Annotated in this window: 17 protein-coding genes; 11 read left to right on the plus strand and 6 right to left on the minus strand. The window is 72.7% G+C overall.

Annotated elements, in window-relative coordinates; all coding sequences use genetic code 11:
* Positions 1–21 precede the first annotated feature (21 nt).
* On the minus strand, positions 22–1194 hold the full coding sequence (locus ACQP2Y_RS36365; protein ID WP_433720667.1) for an FAD-dependent monooxygenase: 1173 nt from the start codon (positions 1192–1194) through the stop codon (positions 22–24).
* A 121-nt stretch (positions 1195–1315) separates the two neighbouring features.
* Between ACQP2Y_RS36365 and ACQP2Y_RS36370 the strand changes: the two genes are divergently transcribed.
* Complete coding sequence (locus ACQP2Y_RS36370; RefSeq protein ID WP_433720668.1) at positions 1316–2221, plus strand: GntR family transcriptional regulator; 906 nt, start codon at positions 1316–1318, stop codon at positions 2219–2221.
* Here ACQP2Y_RS36370 and ACQP2Y_RS36375 read toward each other — a convergent pair.
* Positions 2218–2844: a TetR/AcrR family transcriptional regulator gene (locus tag ACQP2Y_RS36375; protein ID WP_433720670.1), complete on the minus strand. Its 627-nt coding sequence runs from the start codon at positions 2842–2844 to the stop codon at positions 2218–2220. The two genes, ACQP2Y_RS36370 and ACQP2Y_RS36375, sit on opposite strands and share 4 nt — an antisense overlap.
* Positions 2845–2951: 107 nt before the next feature.
* Here ACQP2Y_RS36375 and ACQP2Y_RS36380 point away from each other — a divergent pair, with 107 nt between their 5' ends.
* The 4 genes from ACQP2Y_RS36380 (at position 2952) to ACQP2Y_RS36395 (ending at position 5832) form a co-directional block, all read left to right on the plus strand.
* Positions 2952–4529: a CocE/NonD family hydrolase gene (locus ACQP2Y_RS36380; protein ID WP_433720672.1), complete on the plus strand. Its 1578-nt coding sequence runs from the start codon at positions 2952–2954 to the stop codon at positions 4527–4529.
* 22 nt (positions 4530–4551) lie between these two features.
* Positions 4552–4920 carry a PadR family transcriptional regulator gene (locus ACQP2Y_RS36385; protein ID WP_433720673.1) on the plus strand — a complete coding sequence of 123 codons (369 nt, stop codon included), beginning with the start codon at positions 4552–4554 and terminating at the stop codon, positions 4918–4920.
* A gap of 2 nt (positions 4921–4922) precedes the next feature.
* Positions 4923–5594 carry a hypothetical protein gene (locus ACQP2Y_RS36390; RefSeq protein ID WP_433720674.1) on the plus strand — a complete coding sequence of 224 codons (672 nt, stop codon included), beginning with the start codon at positions 4923–4925 and terminating at the stop codon, positions 5592–5594.
* A 91-nt stretch (positions 5595–5685) separates the two neighbouring features.
* A complete protein-coding gene (locus ACQP2Y_RS36395; RefSeq protein ID WP_433720675.1) occupies positions 5686–5832 on the plus strand; it encodes a hypothetical protein in 147 nt (48 codons plus the stop codon).
* On the opposite strand, the gene ACQP2Y_RS36400 is transcribed toward ACQP2Y_RS36395, so the two are convergent.
* Positions 5822–7522: an alpha-glucosidase gene (locus tag ACQP2Y_RS36400; RefSeq protein ID WP_433720676.1), complete on the minus strand. Its 1701-nt coding sequence runs from the start codon at positions 7520–7522 to the stop codon at positions 5822–5824. The genes ACQP2Y_RS36395 and ACQP2Y_RS36400 overlap by 11 nt on opposite strands.
* 61 nt (positions 7523–7583) lie before the next feature.
* Here ACQP2Y_RS36400 and ACQP2Y_RS36405 point away from each other — a divergent pair, with 61 nt between their 5' ends.
* From ACQP2Y_RS36405 to ACQP2Y_RS36420, 4 genes are all read left to right on the plus strand, one after another.
* Positions 7584–8585 (plus strand): glycosyltransferase family 4 protein, encoded by a 1002-nt coding sequence (locus ACQP2Y_RS36405; RefSeq protein WP_433720677.1) that lies wholly within the window; start codon positions 7584–7586, stop codon positions 8583–8585.
* Positions 8586–8733: 148 nt separating this feature from the next.
* Complete coding sequence (locus ACQP2Y_RS36410; protein WP_433720678.1) at positions 8734–9885, plus strand: glycosyltransferase; 1152 nt, start codon at positions 8734–8736, stop codon at positions 9883–9885.
* Positions 9882–10964, plus strand: coding sequence for a glycosyltransferase (locus ACQP2Y_RS36415; RefSeq protein ID WP_433720680.1), 1083 nt, complete (start codon positions 9882–9884; stop codon positions 10962–10964). Before ACQP2Y_RS36410 ends, ACQP2Y_RS36415 begins: the two co-directional genes overlap by 4 nt.
* On the plus strand, positions 10961–12463 hold the full coding sequence (locus ACQP2Y_RS36420) for a glycoside hydrolase family 130 protein (RefSeq protein WP_433720682.1): 1503 nt from the start codon (positions 10961–10963) through the stop codon (positions 12461–12463). The genes ACQP2Y_RS36415 and ACQP2Y_RS36420 overlap by 4 nt, the downstream gene beginning before the upstream one ends.
* Here ACQP2Y_RS36420 and ACQP2Y_RS36425 read toward each other — a convergent pair.
* Together ACQP2Y_RS36425 and ACQP2Y_RS36430 are read right to left on the minus strand one after the other, a co-directional pair.
* On the minus strand, positions 12460–13122 hold the full coding sequence (locus tag ACQP2Y_RS36425) for a response regulator transcription factor (RefSeq protein ID WP_433720684.1): 663 nt from the start codon (positions 13120–13122) through the stop codon (positions 12460–12462). The two genes, ACQP2Y_RS36420 and ACQP2Y_RS36425, sit on opposite strands and share 4 nt — an antisense overlap.
* Entirely contained in the window at positions 13119–14219 is a 1101-nt protein-coding gene (locus ACQP2Y_RS36430) for a sensor histidine kinase (protein WP_433720686.1), read from the minus strand. Before ACQP2Y_RS36430 ends, ACQP2Y_RS36425 begins: the two co-directional genes overlap by 4 nt.
* Before the next feature lie 131 nt (positions 14220–14350).
* Here ACQP2Y_RS36430 and ACQP2Y_RS36435 point away from each other — a divergent pair, with 131 nt between their 5' ends.
* Positions 14351–15016 carry a YqeB family protein gene (locus tag ACQP2Y_RS36435; RefSeq protein WP_433720688.1) on the plus strand — a complete coding sequence of 222 codons (666 nt, stop codon included), beginning with the start codon at positions 14351–14353 and terminating at the stop codon, positions 15014–15016.
* Here the strand turns inward: ACQP2Y_RS36435 and ACQP2Y_RS36440 are convergent.
* Positions 15013–15834: a methyltransferase domain-containing protein gene (locus ACQP2Y_RS36440; RefSeq protein WP_433720690.1), complete on the minus strand. Its 822-nt coding sequence runs from the start codon at positions 15832–15834 to the stop codon at positions 15013–15015. The two genes, ACQP2Y_RS36435 and ACQP2Y_RS36440, sit on opposite strands and share 4 nt — an antisense overlap.
* A 100-nt stretch (positions 15835–15934) precedes the next feature.
* On the opposite strand from ACQP2Y_RS36440, the gene ACQP2Y_RS36445 reads away from it, so the two are divergent.
* A complete protein-coding gene (locus tag ACQP2Y_RS36445; RefSeq protein ID WP_433720692.1) occupies positions 15935–17380 on the plus strand; it encodes a diguanylate cyclase domain-containing protein in 1446 nt (481 codons plus the stop codon).
* Positions 17381–17405 lie beyond the last annotated feature (25 nt).

The raw sequence follows: 17405 nt of genomic DNA on the forward strand, positions 1-17405 counted from the left end.
GTACCCGTAGCCGACGCTGCGCTAACTCCGCGCAACCGCGTAGTCCTTGAGCGCGATCCGCTCGGCCTTGCCGAACTGCCGGCTCATGAGCGCCCGCAGTGGCGGCCGGGTCATCATCCGCATCGACGCGGCCCGCACCGCGATCATCGCGGCCGAGTTCGGGGCGAACGCCCGCACGCCGCCCGGCGGCAGCCGGATGCCCGCCGCCACGTAGTGGCCGAGCTCCCGCTGGTACGCCGCGAACGCCGCGGCCGGGTCACCGGGATTCCCGGCGAGTTCGCCGGCGAGGACGTACGCGCCGACCAACGCGAGGCTCGTGCCCTGCCCGGCCAGCGGCGATCCGCAGTACCCGGCGTCACCGAGCAGCACGACCCGCCCGCGCGCCCACCGTTCGACCCGCACCTGGCTGATCGCGTCCAGGTAGCAGTCATCGGCGTCCCGCAACGCGGCGAGCATTGCGGGCACCCGCCAGCCGACGCCGGCCATGCGTTCGGCCAGCACTTCCCGGGAGACGGGCCGGGGCGGCGACGTGAAGGTCAGCGAGGCCATCGCGGTGCCGGGACGGGCCGGCCGCAGACCGGCGACCCGTCCGCCCGGGGCGTTGTGCATGAGGAACCAGTGGTCCAGATCGCCGGGATCGGGCACGGTGAAATAGCTCGTGTACGCACCGAGGTGCCGGACGAAGTCCCGCTCCGGGCCGAAGGCCAGCCGGCGCACGGCCGAGCGGACACCGTCCGCCCCGACCACCACGTCGAACCGTTCGGTGCGACCGGAAGCGAACCGCACATCGACCCCGCGCTCGTCCTGGGCCAGCGCGACCAGACGGTCACCGAACCGGTGCTCGACCTCGGGTCCGACGTGTTCGCGCAGGACAGCGGCCAGGTCACCGCGCAGGATCTCGAGCTCGGCGACGATGCCCTCGCCACCGAACAGGTCTGCGCCGAGTTCGGCGAGCCGCCGGCCGGAGCTGTCGACCAGGGCCACGCCCCGTTCATCGACGCACCGGGCGCGAATCGCGGCCAGCAGCCCCATCCGCTCGACGACGCACCGCGCGGCCCCGCGGATGTCGACGGTCTGGCCGCCGGGCCGGGGCGCGGCCGCGCGTTCCACGATGGTGGCGCCGATACCGTGCCGGCCGAGCCATTGGGCCAGGGCCGGGCCGGCGATCCCGCCGCCCGAGATGAGTACCCGCATGCTTCTCCCCCGTTCGATGCGTACTTTGTACGCGCAGCTTGCTCAGCCCAGCAGGAACAAGCAAACTGCCCTAGTACGGTCGGCCCTGCCGACGCCGGTGTACTAGTACTGGGGAGGCGCGGTGACGGCTACCGTGCCGCCGTATCGCCGGATCGCGGAGGAACTGCGCCGCCGGATCATCGCCGGCGAGCTGACGCCGGGCGACCGGGTGCCGTCGACGCGGCGGCTGGCCGGCGACTTCGGGGTGGCGATCGCCACCGCGACCAAGGCGCTCGCGGTCCTGAGACAGCAGGGCTGCACGGTCGTCCGGCCCGGCGTGGGGACGGTGGTGGCACCACGGGCGACGGTCGCGCCGATCCGCGCAGCGGACGGCGAGCTGAGCCGGGAGCGCATCGTGCGGGTGGCGACGGCGGTGGCCGACGCGCACGGCCTGGGCGAGCTGTCGATGCGCCGGGTCGCGGCCGAGCTCGGGGTGGCGACGATGTCGCTGTACCGGCACGTGCCGGGCAAGGACGACCTGATCCTGCTGATGATCGACGCGGCTCTGGGCGAGGAGCGGCTGCCGGCCGTCCGCCCGGCCGGGTGGCGGGCCGGGCTGATCATCTCCACCACGCTGCTGTGGCGGCTGTTCCGCCGGCATCCGTGGCTGGCCCCGGCGATGTCGCTGACCCGGCCGCAACCGGCGCCGAACGGGCTGCTGCTGGTCGAATGGGTGCTGGAGACGCTGGCACCGACCCGGCTCGACCGACGGCAACGCCTCTACGTGCACATCCTGCTGTTCAGCTTCGCCCGCGGTATCGCGACGGCGCTGGAACCGGAGGCGGAGGCCTTGCGCGAGACCGGGGTGGGCAGCGACGAGTGGATGGGCTCACTGGCACCGCCGGCCGCACTGAGCACGGAAGCCCTGCCGCGCTTCGCCGAGCTGGTCGAGAGCGACGACTTCGACCTGGATCTGGACCTGCTCTTCCGCTTCGGCCTGGCGCGGCTGCTCGACGGTCTCGACGGGTGGCTGAACCGGACGGGCTAACCGCTGAGCAGGCCCTTGATCATGCGCTGGGCGATCGCGTCGAAGCTCGGTTCGGCGGCGGGCGCGTCCTCGGCCAGCACCCGGGCCAGTTCCGGGTACGCGCCGGTCGCCACCGCCGCCTGCAACTGCTCGACGTGCGCCGCGATCCGTTCCGGGTCGGTGATGCCGGCCTGCGCCTGGGCCAGCTCGTGGCTCACGTAGCTGGCGACGAAACCGGTCAGCAGCGCGAGGATCTCCATCTTGGCGCCGCCGGGCAGCCCGGTCGGGGCCAGGGCGGCCAGCGCGCGTTCCAGGTAGCCGAGCATGTTGGGGCCGGTGAGCTGCCGGTTGGGCAGGGCGGTGGGCAGCCAGGGGTGGCGCAGCATCAGCTGCCGCTGCCAGCGGACCAGATCGAGCAGGTCCGTGCCCTCGTGCTCCGGATCGAAGGCGCTGATCTGGTCGACCATCTGGTCGATCAGGTCGTCCTTGTCCCGCACGTACGTGTACAGCGACATCACGCCGGCACCGAGCTCGGCCGCCAGCCGCCGCATGGTGAGCGCGTCCAGCCCTTCGGCGTCGGCGACGGCGATCGCGGCGGCGACGACCTGCGTACGCGAGTGCTTGGGCGGGCGGCCTCGTGGCACGAATTCCTCCGGGGTGCTATTTTCAGTACAACGTACGGGAAAGGGATCCGGTTATGGAACCACTGCCATTTTTCCTTCGCTTGCTACGCCGCCGCGCACGGGAGGCCATGCCGTACGAGGTGCGGTGGGAGCCGGGGATCGAAGTGCCCGCCGCCGACGGCAGCCCGCTGATCACCGACCACTACGCCCCGGTCACCGACGAGGAGTGCCCGGTGCTGCTGATCCGCAGCGCCTACGGCCGCGGCTTCCCGTGGAACTCGCTGTTCGGCGCCTCCTTCGCCGCCCAGGGTTACCGCGTGATCCTGCAGAGCACCCGGGGCACCGGCGGCTCCGGCGGGGACTTCCACCTCTGGCGCAACGAGGCCGCCGACGGCCAGGCGGCGGTCGACTGGCTGCGCAAACAGGAGTGGTTCCCGGGCGCCTTCGCGACGATCGGGCCGAGCCAGTTCAGCTATGCGCAGTGGGCCCTCGGCCTGGACCCGCCACCCGAATGGCGGGCGGCGGTGCTGCAGGTCGCCGCGCACGACTTCTACGACGGCATGTACCCGGACCAGCACTGCGCCTTCCGGCTGGAACTGGCTCTGGTCGCCGGCGTGGCGTTCTTCCATCAAGGGGCGGGCACAGGCCGATACCTGCGCGCCCTGCTGCGACTGGCACGGCATCTGCGGCACGCCGTGCGTGGTGTGCCACTCCTCGACTCCTACCGCCGGGCACTCGGGGGCCGGCGGCAGGAGTTCGAGGACTGGCTCACCCACCCGTACCAGGATGATCTGTTCTGGGCCGGCGCCGACGCCGGGCCGGCGGCGGACCGGATGACCGTGCCGGTGAGCCTCGTCTCCGGCTGGCACGACCTCACCCTGGACCAGACGCTGCAGCAGTACGCCCGCCTGCGCCGCGCCGGCCAGGAGCCGACCCTGATGATCGGCCCGTGGACCCACACCTCCTTGTTCGAGCAGGGCCGGCCCGAGATCTTCGCGGACGCCTTGGAGCACCTGCGGGTGCACCTGCGCGGCGAGGGCGAGCGCGGGACCCGGATCCGGGTGCACGTCAACGACGCCTGGCGGGAGCTGAACGCCTGGCCGCCACCGAGCACTCCGATCCGCTACCACCTGCGGCCGGACGGCGAGCTGGGCGAGCTCGACGCCGGCAGCACCGCCTTCGACTACGACCCGGCCGACCCGACGCCGTCGTTCGCCGGCCAGTTGCAGTCCCGCACGGCCGGGGCCCGGGACAACAAGACCCTGGAGGCGCGGGCCGACGTCCGGACCTTCACCACCGCGCCGCTGACCTCGGCCCTGGAGATCATCGGTACGCCCACCGCCGAGCTGTACGCGAGCGGCAGCACCGGCCACTTCGACCTGTTCGTCCGCCTCTGCGACGTGCACCCGGACGGCCGCTCGGTGAACGTGTGCGACGGCTTCACCCGGCTGACCCCGGACCACGCGGACGCCGACCTGGTGCGGGTGCCCATGGGCGCGGCCGGTCACCGCTTCGAGCCCGGTCACCGGATCCGCCTGCAGGTCAGCGGGGGCGCGCATCCCCGCTTCGCCCGCAACTACGGCACCGGCGAGCCGCTGGCCACCGCGACCGAGCTGGTCGCCACCCGCACGACCCTCCACCACGATCCGGACCGCCCGTCCGCGGTGATCCTGCCGCTGCACCGGGCGGTACTTGGCGCCGCCTAATACCAGGGCTATTATGTGACGCATGATAGCGACCGATCCGGGGGACGCCGAGCGGCAGACCCAGTTGCTGCGGGGGGCGCTCGACATGTGCCTGCTCGCACTGCTGGCCCGCGAGCCCGCCCACGGTTACGAGCTGGTCCGCCGGGTCGAGGCGGCCGGCTTCGACGCGGTCGGCTACGGCACCGTCTATCCCCTGCTGACGCGCATGCGCCGGCTCGGGCTGGTCGCCGACGAGATGCAGGCCAGCCCGGCCGGGCCACCGCGCAAGGTCTACGCGCTCACCGACGCCGGCCGGGCCCGGCTGGGGTCGTGGCAGCAGCAGTGGGCCCGGTTCGTCGGCGTCGTCGACGCCATGCTGAGCGACACCGTCACCGAGAGCCCGAGGAGCTGACCGTGGACCCCATCGACGACGCGCTGGCCACCGCCGACCGCGCCTGGCGGCAGCACGGCGTGCAGCGGGCCGACCGCGAGGCGCTGGCCGCCGACCTGCGCCTGGATCTGGAGTCGGCGGCCGCGGACGGGGTCGCACCGGACCGGCTGCTGGGCGAAGACGTGTCCACCTTCGCCCGGCGGCTCGCCGACGAGGCCGGCGTCCGGCGCGAGCCACCGGAGCTGGGGCGGCTGATCGGCACCACCCTGACCGGCGCTGTGCTCGGTGCCGCCGTCGGCTTCGCGTTCTTCATATTGTTGTTCCGGATCTTCGGGCGCCTGTTCGACATGACCAGCGGCACGCACGTCCCGGTGCAGGTCGCCGTCGCGGTCTACTACGGCATGCCCGCCGTGATCGTCGTCGTCGGTGCGGTGACCGCCGTCCGCTACCACCTGCGCGCGCTGCCGCGGATCCGGGCGACCGTGCACGCGATGTGCCTGCTGCTGCCCCTCGCCGGCATCGTCATCACGCCGATCACCATGGGCTTCGCCGGGCTGACGGGTTTCAGCACCTGGGCGCCTGTCGTGCTCGCCGAGATGCTGCTGGTGCTGGCCGCGCTGGCCGGCGCCACCGTGCTGGCCCGCCGCTGGGCGCTACGCGAGCAGGCCGGTGCGCGGCAGACCAGCACGGCCTGAGCCGTACAACGGGATGGTCACGGTTGTTTAGCTCGACTCGACCAGGGGGTACATGCCGCGCCGCATCCCCCACACGAATTGAGGAACACCAATGAGCATCCAGGCTCTCTTCTACATCATCGCCGTCATCCTGCTCGTGCTCGCGGCACTGCCGATCGGCACCCGGGGCATCTCGCTGGCCCTGCTCGGCGCGGCCTTCGCGCTGCTGGCCTTCTCCTGGGACACCATCACCGGCTGATCCGGCGGTAGATGACGGCCTGCCACGGTTGCAGGACCAGATCCTCGGGCGCCGCGGCGTTGGTGAGCAGCAGTTCCGCTGCCGACCACGCCGCGGCGTCGTCGATCCCGGCCCGGACGGTCTCGCCCGAGAAGTTGCCGATGACCAGCAAAGTCGTGTCGCCGTGGGCGCGGGTGAAGGCGTACAGCCGCTCGTCGTGCGGCAGCAGCATCGTGAAGTCGCCGTAGACCACCGCCGGCTCCTCGTGCCGCAGCGCGATCAGCTTGCGGTAGAAGTGGTAGACCGAGTCCGGGTCCTTGACCGCGGCCTCCGCGTTCACCTGGGTGTGGTTCGGGTTGACGGCCAGCCAGGGCGTGCCGGTCGTGAAACCGGCGTGCGGCGAGGCGTCCCACTGCATCGGCGTCCGCGCGTTGTCCCGCCCGCGGGCCCGCAGCACGGTCAGCACATCCTCCGGGGCGCGGCCCTCCTGGTCGACGGCCTGCACGTACTGGCCCAGCGCCTCGATGTCGCGGAAGTCGGCGATGGTGGCGAACGGCGCGTTCGTCATCCCCAGTTCCTCGCCCTGGTAGACGTACGGCGTCCCGCGATGCAGGTGCAGCACCGCGCCCAGCATCTGCGCCGACCGGACCCGGTACTGCGGTGAGTCGTCACCGAAGCGCGAGACCACCCGGGGCTGGTCGTGGTTGTTCCAGTAGAGACTGTTCCACCCGTTCCCGGCCAGCCCGGCCTGCCAGCGGCCCAGGATCGCCTTGAGGTCGGTGAGCCGCAACGGGTACAGCAGCCAGGGGTCCTCGCCCCGGTCGACCCAGACGTGGTCGAACTGGAAGACCATGTCGACCTCGCCGCGGGCCGGGTCGGTGAACAGCTTCGCCTCGTCGATCGTCACGCCCGGCATCTCGCCCACGGTCAGCAGCTCCTGCGGGCGGCCGGCGAAGACCCGCTCGTGCATCTCGTGCAGGAACTCGTGGATCCGCGGGCCGTTCATGTAGGACGCCGAGCCGTCCCCGTACGCGATCCCGGGCCGCACCGGGCCGTCCGGCAGCGTGGTGTCCTTGGAGATGTAGTTGATGACGTCCATCCGGAAGCCGTCCACGCCGCGGTCCAGCCACCAGTTCATCATCGTGCAGACCGCCTCGCGGACCTCCGGGTTCTCCCAGTTGAGGTCCGGCTGCTTGCGGCTGAACAGGTGCAGGTAGTACTCGCCGGTGGCCGGGTCGTACTCCCAGGCCGGGCCGCCGAACGCCGCGCCCCAGTTGGTCGGCTCGGCGCCGGGCGCACCGGGCTCCATGCCGTCACGGGCCGGGCGCCACCAGTACCAGTCGCGCTTCGGGTTGTCCTTGGACGAGCGGCTCTCGGCGAACCACGGGTGCTCGTCCGAGCTGTGGTTCACCACCAGATCCATGATCAGTTTCATGCCGCGGGCGTGCACCCCGGCCAGCAGCTCGTCGAAACCGGCCAGGTCGCCGAAGACCGGATCGATGTCCTGGTAGTCGCTGATGTCGTAGCCGTTGTCGTCCTGCGGCGACGGATAGACCGGGGACAGCCAGATCACGTCCACGCCCAGACCCGCGAGGTGGTCCAGGTGCGCGCTGATGCCGCGCAGGTCGCCCATGCCGTCCCCGTCGGCGTCGGCGAAGCTGCGCGGATAGATCTGGTAAACGACGGCGCGGTGCCACCAGGGGTTCTGCATAGTCACTCCTTAACACGGGAACCTCCCGCGAAACATCAGTTCCGCTCCCATACTGGGGCGCATGAGAGTGGCTCTGCTCGGACCGGTCGCCTGGCGCACCCCGCCCGTTCACTACGGACCCTGGGAGCTGATCACCAGTCTGCTCGCCGAGGGACTGACCGCGCGCGGGATCGACGTGACGCTGTTCGCGACGCTCGACTCGGTCACCAAGGCCACCCTCGACGGCATCTGCCCGAGCGGCTACGAGGACACCCCGGAGCTCGACGGCCGGGTCTGGGAGGCCCTGCACGTCGCGTACGCGCTGGAACGCTCCGGCGACTTCGACCTGGTCCACAACCACCTCGACTGGCTGCCGCTGGCGTTCTCCGCGCACTGCCGGGCGCCGATGCTGACCACGGTGCACGGCTTCTCGGGGCCGAACATCCTGCCGGCGTACCGGCGGGGCCGCTCGCACTACGTCTCCATCTCGGACGCCGACCGCTCCCCCGACCTGGACTACCTGGCCACCGTCTACCACGGCGTCGACCTCGAAGGCCTGCCGTTCGATCCGGTCGGCGGGGACGGCCTGGTGGCGTTCGGGCGCATCCACCCGGACAAGGGCACGCACACCGCCATCGAGATCGCCCGCCGGACCGGCCGCCGGCTGACGCTGTGCGGGATCGTGCAGGACCGGCGCTACTTCGCCGAGCAGGTGGAACCGCACATCGACGGGGACCGGGTGGTCTACCTGGGCTCGGTCGGGCCGGCGCAACGGGCCGCGATCCTCGGCGGCAGCGCCGCCCTGCTGCACCCGATCCTGTTCGCCGAGCCGTTCGGGCTCTCCGTGGTGGAGTCGATGATCTGCGGGACGCCCGTGGTGGCGTACCGCAAGGGTTCGATGCCCGAGGTGGTCGACGACGGTCTCACCGGCCGGCTGGTCGACGACGTCGATCAGGCGGTGGCCGCGGTGGCCGACGTCGCGCGGCTGGACCGCTCGGCCTGCCGGGCGCGGGCCCGCTCGCGCTTCGGCGCGGACCGCATGGTCGAGGACTACCTGGCGATTTACCGCGATCTGGTCGGCTGAACAGCCGTTCTTGTTAATGTCTTATTACCGAATTGCGGCATTTTCACAGTCAGTCGCCGCCGAAAGCTGAAGCGTGCGCTCACGCTCCACGCCCGCGCGCGCCGGTTTGTGCTGCGGGGAGGCAGCCTCTGATCAGAAAGGCCCGTCAATGCCCGCGACCTACGGTTTTCTGAGCACGTATCCCCCCACCCAATGCGGTCTGGCGACGTTCAACGCGGCGCTCGCCAGTCACCTGACGGGCGGCACGCCCGGCAGCGGGGTGGTCCGGCTGCTCTCCGCCGACGCCGCCGGGGGCGGGCTGGCGGTCGACCGTACGGCGCCACGGGTCGCGCACACCTGGCACACCGACACCCCGGGCGGCTGGGTGGCCGCGGCCAACGTGCTCAACCGCTTCGACGTCGCCATCGTCCAGCACGAGTACGGCATCTACCCCGGCCACGACGGCGACGAGGTGCTGCCGCTGCTGCGCGCCCTCAAGGTGCCGACGATCGTCGTGCTGCACACCGTGCTCAGCACCCCCTCGATCACCCAGCGCATCGTGCTGGAACGCATCGTGGCCGCCGCCGACGCCGTGGTCACCATGACGGACACCGCCCGGCAGCGGCTGAGCACCGGCTACCGGATCGACGCCCGCAAGGTCACGGTCATCCCGCACGGCGCCGGCAGCCACTCCAGCGCACCCCGCGAGGCCCACGACGTGCCGCACCTGCTCACCTGGGGACTGCTCGGGCCCGGCAAGGGCATCGAGTGGGCGCTGCGCTCGCTCGCCCTGCTGCGCGACCTCAGCCCGATGCCGGCGTACACGGTGGCCGGACGGACGCACCCCAAGGTGCTCGAACACCACGGCGACGTCTACCGCGAGTCGCTCAAGGCACTGGCCGCCGAGCTGGGCGTCGCCGACGCCGTCCGGTGGGACGACGTCTACCACGACCAGGCGACGCTGAGCCGGCTGATCCGCTCGGCCGACGTGGTGGTGCTGCCGTACGACTCCACCGAGCAGGTCACCTCCGGCGTGCTCATCGAGGCCGTCGGCGCCGGCGTGCCCGTGGTGGCCACCGAGTTCCCGCACGCCGTGGAGCTGCTCGCCGACGGGCCCGGCCTGCTCGTACCGCACCAGGACCCGCCGGCCATGGCCGCCGCGATCCGGCACCTGCTGTCCACCCCGGACGCGGCGCCGCACCTGAACGGACTCGGCGGCGCACCGACCCTGCGCTGGCCGGCCGTCGCCGCCCGCTACCAGGCGCTGGCCACCCGCCTGGTGCAGCACCGCACGCCCGCCACCGCCCCCGTACCCGCGTGAGCGTCTCCCTGCGGCTCGTGCCGCCACCGATCCGGCTCGTCGACGCACCCGAACCGAACTGGTCCCAGATCGCCCGGCTCTCCGACGACACCGGGCTGCTCGAACACGCCCGGCACGCCACCCCGCGGCGCGAGCACGGCTACTGCGTCGACGACGTGGCCCGCGGGCTGCTCGTCGCCAGCCGGGAACCGCAGCCCACCGCCCTGGTGGCCGGGCTGGCCGAACGCTACCTGGCCTTCCTCACCCACGCCCTGACCGCGGACGGCCGGTGCCACAACCGGCTCAGCTACGACCGGCGCTGGCTGGACGAGCCCGACCTGGGCGACTGGTGGGGCCGGGCGGTATGGGGGCTGGGCACGGCGGCCGGTCGCTGCCCGGTGCCGTGGATCCGGGCGGAGGCCCGTACGGCGTTCACCATCGCGGCACGCAAGCGCTCACCCTGGCCCCGGGCGATGGCCTTCGCCGGCCTGGGCGCGGCCGAGGTGCTGCGCGCCGACCCCCGCGCCGGCGCGGCGGCCGAACTGCTCGGCGACGCCGCCACCGTGGTCGGGCTGCCCGACTCCGACCCCGAATGGGTGTGGCCGGAACGCGAACTGACCTACGCCAACCCGGCCCTGGCCGAGGTGCTCATCGCCGCCGGCGACCTGCTCGGCGACGAGCCGCTGCTCACCGACGGGCTGCGGATGCTGAGCTGGCTCTGCCGGACGCAGGAACACCAGGGCCACCTGTCCACTGTGCCGGTCGGCGGCTGGCGGCCGGACGTGCCCCGGCACCGCTACGACCAGCAACCCATCGAGGCCGCGGCGACGGCCGACGCCTGCGCCACCGCGGGCGCGGTGACCGGGGACGACCGCTGGGACGCGCCGCTGTTCCAGGCCATCGCCTGGTTCCTGGGCGACAACGACTCCGGCACCGTCATGTACGACCCCCTGACAGGTGGCGGGTATGACGGATTGACCCCGGACGGGCCTAACCTGAACCAAGGCGCCGAATCCACGCTCGCACTCGTCTCCACCCTCCAGCACGCCCGCGCGCTGGCCGGGCGGAGCGCGACCCGACCCTCAGGCGGATCCGCATGACGGCAACCATGGACCCTCAGGACGTCCGGACCACCACTCTCGCCAAGCGGCACGCACTCACCATGCAGCCCGACGGCCGGCGGGTCGTCATCAAGCTCTTCGTGCCCGGTGAGGACGCCCAGCTCGGGCAGAACCGGGCCTCGCTGATCATCGAGCGGATCCTGCAGCTCGACGACGACGAGATCACCCGGCTGCTCGACGACGTGCTGGCCCGGTTCTCCGGGCGCCACCACGACATCTGCGCCACCTTCCAGCACCACTACGACCTGGTGCAGCACCGGGTGCCGCCGGACATCGAGCTCTCCCCGAGCGCCCGGGCGCTGATCGGGGCCTACTTCAGCCACGAGTTCTCCGTCGAGGCGGCGGCGCTGTGCAATCCGTCGATGGTGCCGCACCCGGACCAGAGTGACCTGGCCCCGGGCGAGCTGCGGGCGGCGATCAGCCTGCGGCAGATCGGCGAGGGGCACATCTCCTCGGTGGGTTTCTGCTCGGCCGTGCTCGGCCCGGACGACCAGATCCGGCTCGAGGACCGCGACGGGCCGCTGATGATCGGCCAGCGGGTCGGCGCCAAGCACCACCGTGACCTGCTCGCCGCCGGACTGGCCGAGGAGGACCTGGACAACGAGATCACCGCCACGGCGCTGTCCTCGCTGCCCGAGCGCTACGACGACGACGAGTTCGAGGATGTCCTCGGCCATCTGCCCGGCGAACTGCTGGCCCGGCCCACCGCCAACGAGACGCTGGAGGCCATCCGGCGCATCGTGGCCAGCGACTACGCGGTGACCTTCCCGGCCACCGTGCCGCTGCACGAGCGGGTGCTGTGGCCGGCCACCCCGGCCGAGAGCAACGGCATGGAGGACGCGCGCTTCGTGCAGGTCGAGGAGGCGGACGGGCGGATGGCGTACCACGCCACCTACACCGCGTACGACGGGCGGCACATCGGCGGGCGGATGATGCACACCCGCGACCTGCGGCACTTCGAGGTCACCGCGCTGCGGGGCCCGGCGGCCCGCAACAAGGGCATGGCGCTGTTCCCGCGTACGGTGAACGGCCGGCACCTGGCGCTGTGCCGCTCCGACGGCGAGACCCTGGGGCTGAGCACCCGCGACGAGCAGAACCGCTGGCAGGACGCGGTGCCGCTGCTGATGCCGCACCGTGGCTGGGACCTGATCCAGGTCGGCAACTGCGGGTCCCCGGTGGAGACCCAGGCGGGCTGGCTGGTACTGACCCACGGCGTGGGCCCGATGCGGCGGTACGCGATCGGCGCGATGCTGCTCGACCTCGACCACCCGGAGCGGGTCATCGCCGACCTGCCGCACGGGCTGCTGGAGCCCGACGAGACCGAACGCGAGGGGTACGTCCCCAACGTCGTCTACTCCTGCGGCGGGCTGGTGCACGCGGGGCGGTTCTGGCTGCCGTACGGGGCCAGTGACGTCCGCGTCGGCTTCGCCAGCATCCCGCTCGACGACCTGCTCGCCGCGATGGTGCCGGTCGTCTAACGCGCGTCGTGCACCAGCAGGGCGACCTGGACCCGGTTCGTCAGGTCCAGTTTGGTGAGGATGCGCGACACGTACGCCTTGACCGTGGCCGTGCTCATCCGCAGGGCCGTGCCGATCTCCTGGTTGGTGCGGCCCTGCGCCACGAGCAACGCGACATCGTTTTCGCCGGGACTGAGCTGCTGGAGCGCCGCGCGGGCCCGGTCGCGTCCCGGGTCGTGCGCCGCGGCGGCGACGTGGTTCATCATCCGGCGCAGCACCTCGGGGGAGAGCATCGGCTCACCCGCGGCGACCCGGCGCACCGCCCGCGCGATCTCCTCGGGCGGGGTGTGCTTGAGCAGGAAGCCGCTGGCGCCGGCGCGCATCGCCCGCAGCACGTGCGCGTCGGTGTCGAAGGTGGTCAGCACGATCACCTCGGGCGGTTCGCGGCGGGCGCGCAGCGTCTCGGTGGCGGTGAGGCCGTCCATGCCGGGCATCCGGATGTCCATCAGCACCACGTCCGGGCGGTGGGTGCCGACCGCGGCGGCGACCTCGGTGCCGTCGGCGACCGCGCCGGCCACCTCGATGCCGTCGAACGCGGCCAGCATCATCGTCAGGCCGGCCCGCACGAGCGCGTCGTCGTCCACGAGCAGCACCCGTACCGGCTGCGGCTCCGCGGTCACGGGGTCCACGGCAGCCAGGCCCGCAGGTGGAACTCGCCGGTGGCGGTGGGGCCGTGGTCCAGACGGCCGCCGGCGAGCTGCACCCGTTCGCGCAGCCCGACCAGTCCGGTGCCCGAGCCCGGCAGCCCGGAGCCGCCGGCCCGCAGCAGGTTGCCGACCTCGACGACCAGTCCCTGCTCGGCGTGGCCGGTGACCGCGACCCGTACGCGCGCGCCGGGCGCGTGTTTGCGGGCGTTGGTCAGCGCCTCCTGCACGATGCGGTAGGCGTGCCGGCCGACCCCGGCCGGCACTCCGTCGGCGGCCAGTCGCAGCTCCACCTGTTCCCCGGCCTCCTGGGACTGGGCGACGAGCGCGGGCACGTCGTCGAGGGTGGGTTGCGGACGGTCCTCGGCCGGCTCGCGCAGCACGCCGATCACCTGTCGCAGTTCCTCCAGCGCCTCGTAGGCGCTCTGCCGGATCACCCCGGCCGCCAGCTGTTCGCCCCGCGGGGCGTCCCGGCGCACCTCCAGCGCTCCGGCGTGCACGGCGAGCAGCGAGATCCGGTGGGCCAGCACGTCGTGCATCTCCCGGGCGATCCGTTCCCGTTCGGCCAGCCGGGCCTGCCCCACGCGCAGTTCCTCACCCTGCTCGGCCTCGCGGGCCCGTTCGGCCAGGGACCGGACCAGCCGGCGCTGGGCCCGGACCAGCATGCCGATCCCGACGAGGATCACGTGCAGCAGCACCAGGAACGTCGTCGCCTCCCAGTAGGTGCGGGTGGGGCCGAGCGCGATCAGGTAGACGGTGGCCAGGGAGACGGCGTGCACCGCGGTGACGGCGACGGCCACCGCGGCCGAGCGGTACAGGGCGACGGCGAACAGGGCGATCGGGGTGGCGCCCATGGGCAGCCCGAAGAGCAGACCGAGCACGATCAGCACGAGGGCCAGCGCGACCGGACGGCTGCGGCGGTACCGGATCAGGGCGGTGACCGCGACCGCGCCGGCGACCAGCTCGACCCCGATCGGCCAGCCGTCACCCTCGCTCAGGGTGGACGCCAGGAAGAAACTGCCCAGGGCCAGGGCGGTGCCGGCCAGGGCCGCTTCGACGAGCCAGCGCCTCATGAGTGGACCGTACTGTGCCGGGGCCGGCTCGCGCAGTGGCCGGTCGGCGGCCGCGGCGTCGACTTTGGTCGACGCGGGTGCGACCACCGCCGCTAGCGGGAGCCCGGCGGCGGCCCGAAGACTCGGCGGTCGTGGACGAGACGGTTGTGGCGACCCCGTGGTGGGCCCGGGTGGCGGTGTGGACGGCGTTGCCGGCGGCCGGCGCCGGGCTGGGCTGGGTGATACGCGAGGTGCCGGGTTGGGTGCTGCGCATCCCGTTCGTGCCGGTACGGGGGCCGCTGCGCCTCGTGGACCGGTTCGACGAGCCGTGGGCGACGCTCGGCGCGGTGGTGCTCGGCACGATCGCCGGCCTGGTGCTGGCCGGGCTCGTCGACCGGGAGTCGCTGACCGTGCGCATCTCGGGCACGCAGGTGACGCTGACCCGTCCGGGCACCACCCGCGCAGTGCCGCGCAGCACTGTGGCGGTGGCCTACCGCGAGGGCGACCAGCTCGTGCTGCTCGGGCCGACCGGGCGGGAGGTGGCCCGCGAGCCGTCGCACCTGTCGGTCGCGCGGCTCGCTGCGGCCTTCGGCACGGTGTGGTCGGCGCAGGACCCGTACGCCGGCTCCTACCGGCGCTGGGTGCCGGACCTGCCGGATGTCCCGGCGGAGGCGGCGGCGCTCTTCGCCGCCCGGCAGCAGGCGCTGGACAAGGGTGACAGCGACGACGCCCGGGACCTGCGCGAGGAGCTGGCCCGGCTCGGTTTTGTGCTGCACGACCGTAAGAAACGCCAGCACTTCCGCCGGGTGGGGCCCTAGACCGTCGCCGCGACCACCCAGATGGTCAGGACCGCGAGGAACTCGCCGTCCGCGCCGGCCTGCTCCACCTGGTCGAACCAGCGCTCACGCAGCCCGGCCGGGGTCATCCACGACTCCTGCGGCACCTGGGGGTTGACCATCGGCAGCACCACCGCGGCCGAGTCCGGGTCGGGGAAGTAGCAGGTCACCGGAGTGGCGCTGATGTCGCGCAGGCCGTAGCCGACCAGCCGGCGGCGCAGCGTACGGCCCATGTCGAGCCGGCGCGGGGTGAGCCGGCCGTGCATGTGCGCGACGATCGTCTCGGCCAGCCCGGTGTCGACACCGTCGAAGGCCAGCGAGTCCCAGTCCGTGTCGAGCAGGCAGAGCCGGCCTCCGGGGCGGATCACCCGGATCAGCTCGCCGATCGCCACGTCCGCGTCGTCGACGTGCTGCAGCACCCGTTCGCACCACACGCCGTCGAAGCTGTCGTCGGGCAGGTCGAGGTCGGAGACGTCGCCGGTCACGTACCGGATGTCGCCGCCGTCGTGGCGGTCGCGGGCGGCGGCCAGCGTGGCCGCGGAATGGTCCAGGGCGATCACCTCGCCACCCGGCGCGACAGCCGTCGCCAGGGCCCGGGCGACGTCGCCGGCGCCGCAGCCGGCGTCGAGCAGGCGCTGCCCGGCGGCCGGGCGCAGGGCCTGCCACGCGGTGTGCCGGACCCGGCGGATCTCCGGGTGGCGGGACATGCCCTCGAGGGCGGCCACCAGCATGGCGAACATGTCCGGCGGGATGGCGTCGAGGTCCGCGAAGGGGGTGCGGTCCAGCTGTGCGGGCTCCATGGCTCCGATCGTCGCGCGGCGCGGGCCACGCTGTGGGCAGCGGTCAACCTTCCGACACGGGAAGGCTCGGATTCCGGAAGTTTTCACCGATCGGGTGACTGTGACCCGCATTCGGCAGCTGCTGCCCGCCGGCAACCTGGACCGCACCCGGCTGGCCGCGACGATCCTCGCCTGTCTCGGGCTGGCCGCCGATCTGGCTCAGGTCGGCAACGAGGAGCGGTCGCCGCACTGGCACCTGGCGTCGTTCCTGGCCATCCTGCTCGTGATGGCGGCGGTCGTGCTCACCCATCTGCGCGGCCGAGCGCCGTGGTGGGACTCGGTCACCCTGCCGGTGCTGATCACCATCGCGGGCGCCGGCCTGCGGGACCCGCTCGCGACCATCGGGCTGGCCTTCGCGGTCGCCCTGGCCCTGAGCCTGTACGGCCCCACGGGCCTGTGGATCGTGCGTACGGTCGGCGGGTTCGCGGCGATCCCGGCCGCCCTGGCCATCTCGCCGGTCTCGCTCGGCCGGGTCATCTCGTGGCACTCCCCCACCGTGGTCGCCATGCTGCCGATGCTGGTGCTGACGAGCGCGATGATGCGCGGCATCTACCTGGCGCTGCGGCACCAGGAACGGGCCGGCGCCCGCGACGCGGTGCTGGCGCAGACCGGCAGCCGCATGATCAGCCTGACCGAGGTCACCGCCGTCCGCCGGCTGGGCGTGGAAGCGGCGAACGCCATCGTCGCCCTGACCCCCGGGGTCGCGATGGCAATCGTGCGCCGGGACGAGCGGGGCCTGTTCATCAAGGCCGTGGCCGGCCTGCCGGAGGCGTTGCTGCAACAGCCCGTGCCCGAGTCGATGGTTACCGGACCGGCCGGCCTCCGGGAGCTGGCGCCCGAGTTCCGGCACTGGCGGGTCGAGTCGTTCTCCGCGGACCTGCACCTGCTGGTCGGCGGGCGCAACCCGATGGCCGAGGACGTCGTGGCGGCGTTCCGTACGGTGTCGAACCAGGTGGTGCTCGGGGAGGCGGCCTGCGTCTCGCACGCCGAGCTCGATCACCGGGCGCACCACGACCACCTCACCGGGCTGCCCACCCGCGACAAATTTTTCCGCGAGCTGGACGCGGCGACGGTGGCCGGGGCGCCGGGCAGTGTCGCGCTGCTGCTCATCGACCTGGACGATTTCAAAGCGGTCAACGACACGTACGGGCACGCGGCCGGCGACGAACTGCTGGTAGAGCTGGCCGGCCGGATCGTCGGCGCGGGCGGGCCCGGCAGTGTGGCCGCCCGGCTCGGTGGCGACGAGTTCGCCCTGCTGCTGACCGGGCTGGGCACACCGGGCGACGCCGACGCGACGGCCCGCGCAGTGAGTGCCGCCATCGTCGCTCCGGCCCGGCTCACCGACGCCACGGTGACGGTCGGCGCCTCGATCGGCATCGCCGCGGCTACCACCGGCTGCGACGCCGGCCAGCTCACCCGGCACGCCGACAAGGCCATGTACGCGGCCAAGGCGCACGGCAAGAACCGCGTCGAGCGCTACGACCCCGACCGGCTGCAACCCGCCTGAGCGGCCCGGTCGTCCGGTGCCCGGC

It is taken from the genome of Actinoplanes sp. CA-051413, assembly GCF_050955795.1.
Classification (GTDB): Bacteria; Actinomycetota; Actinomycetes; order Mycobacteriales; family Micromonosporaceae; genus Actinoplanes.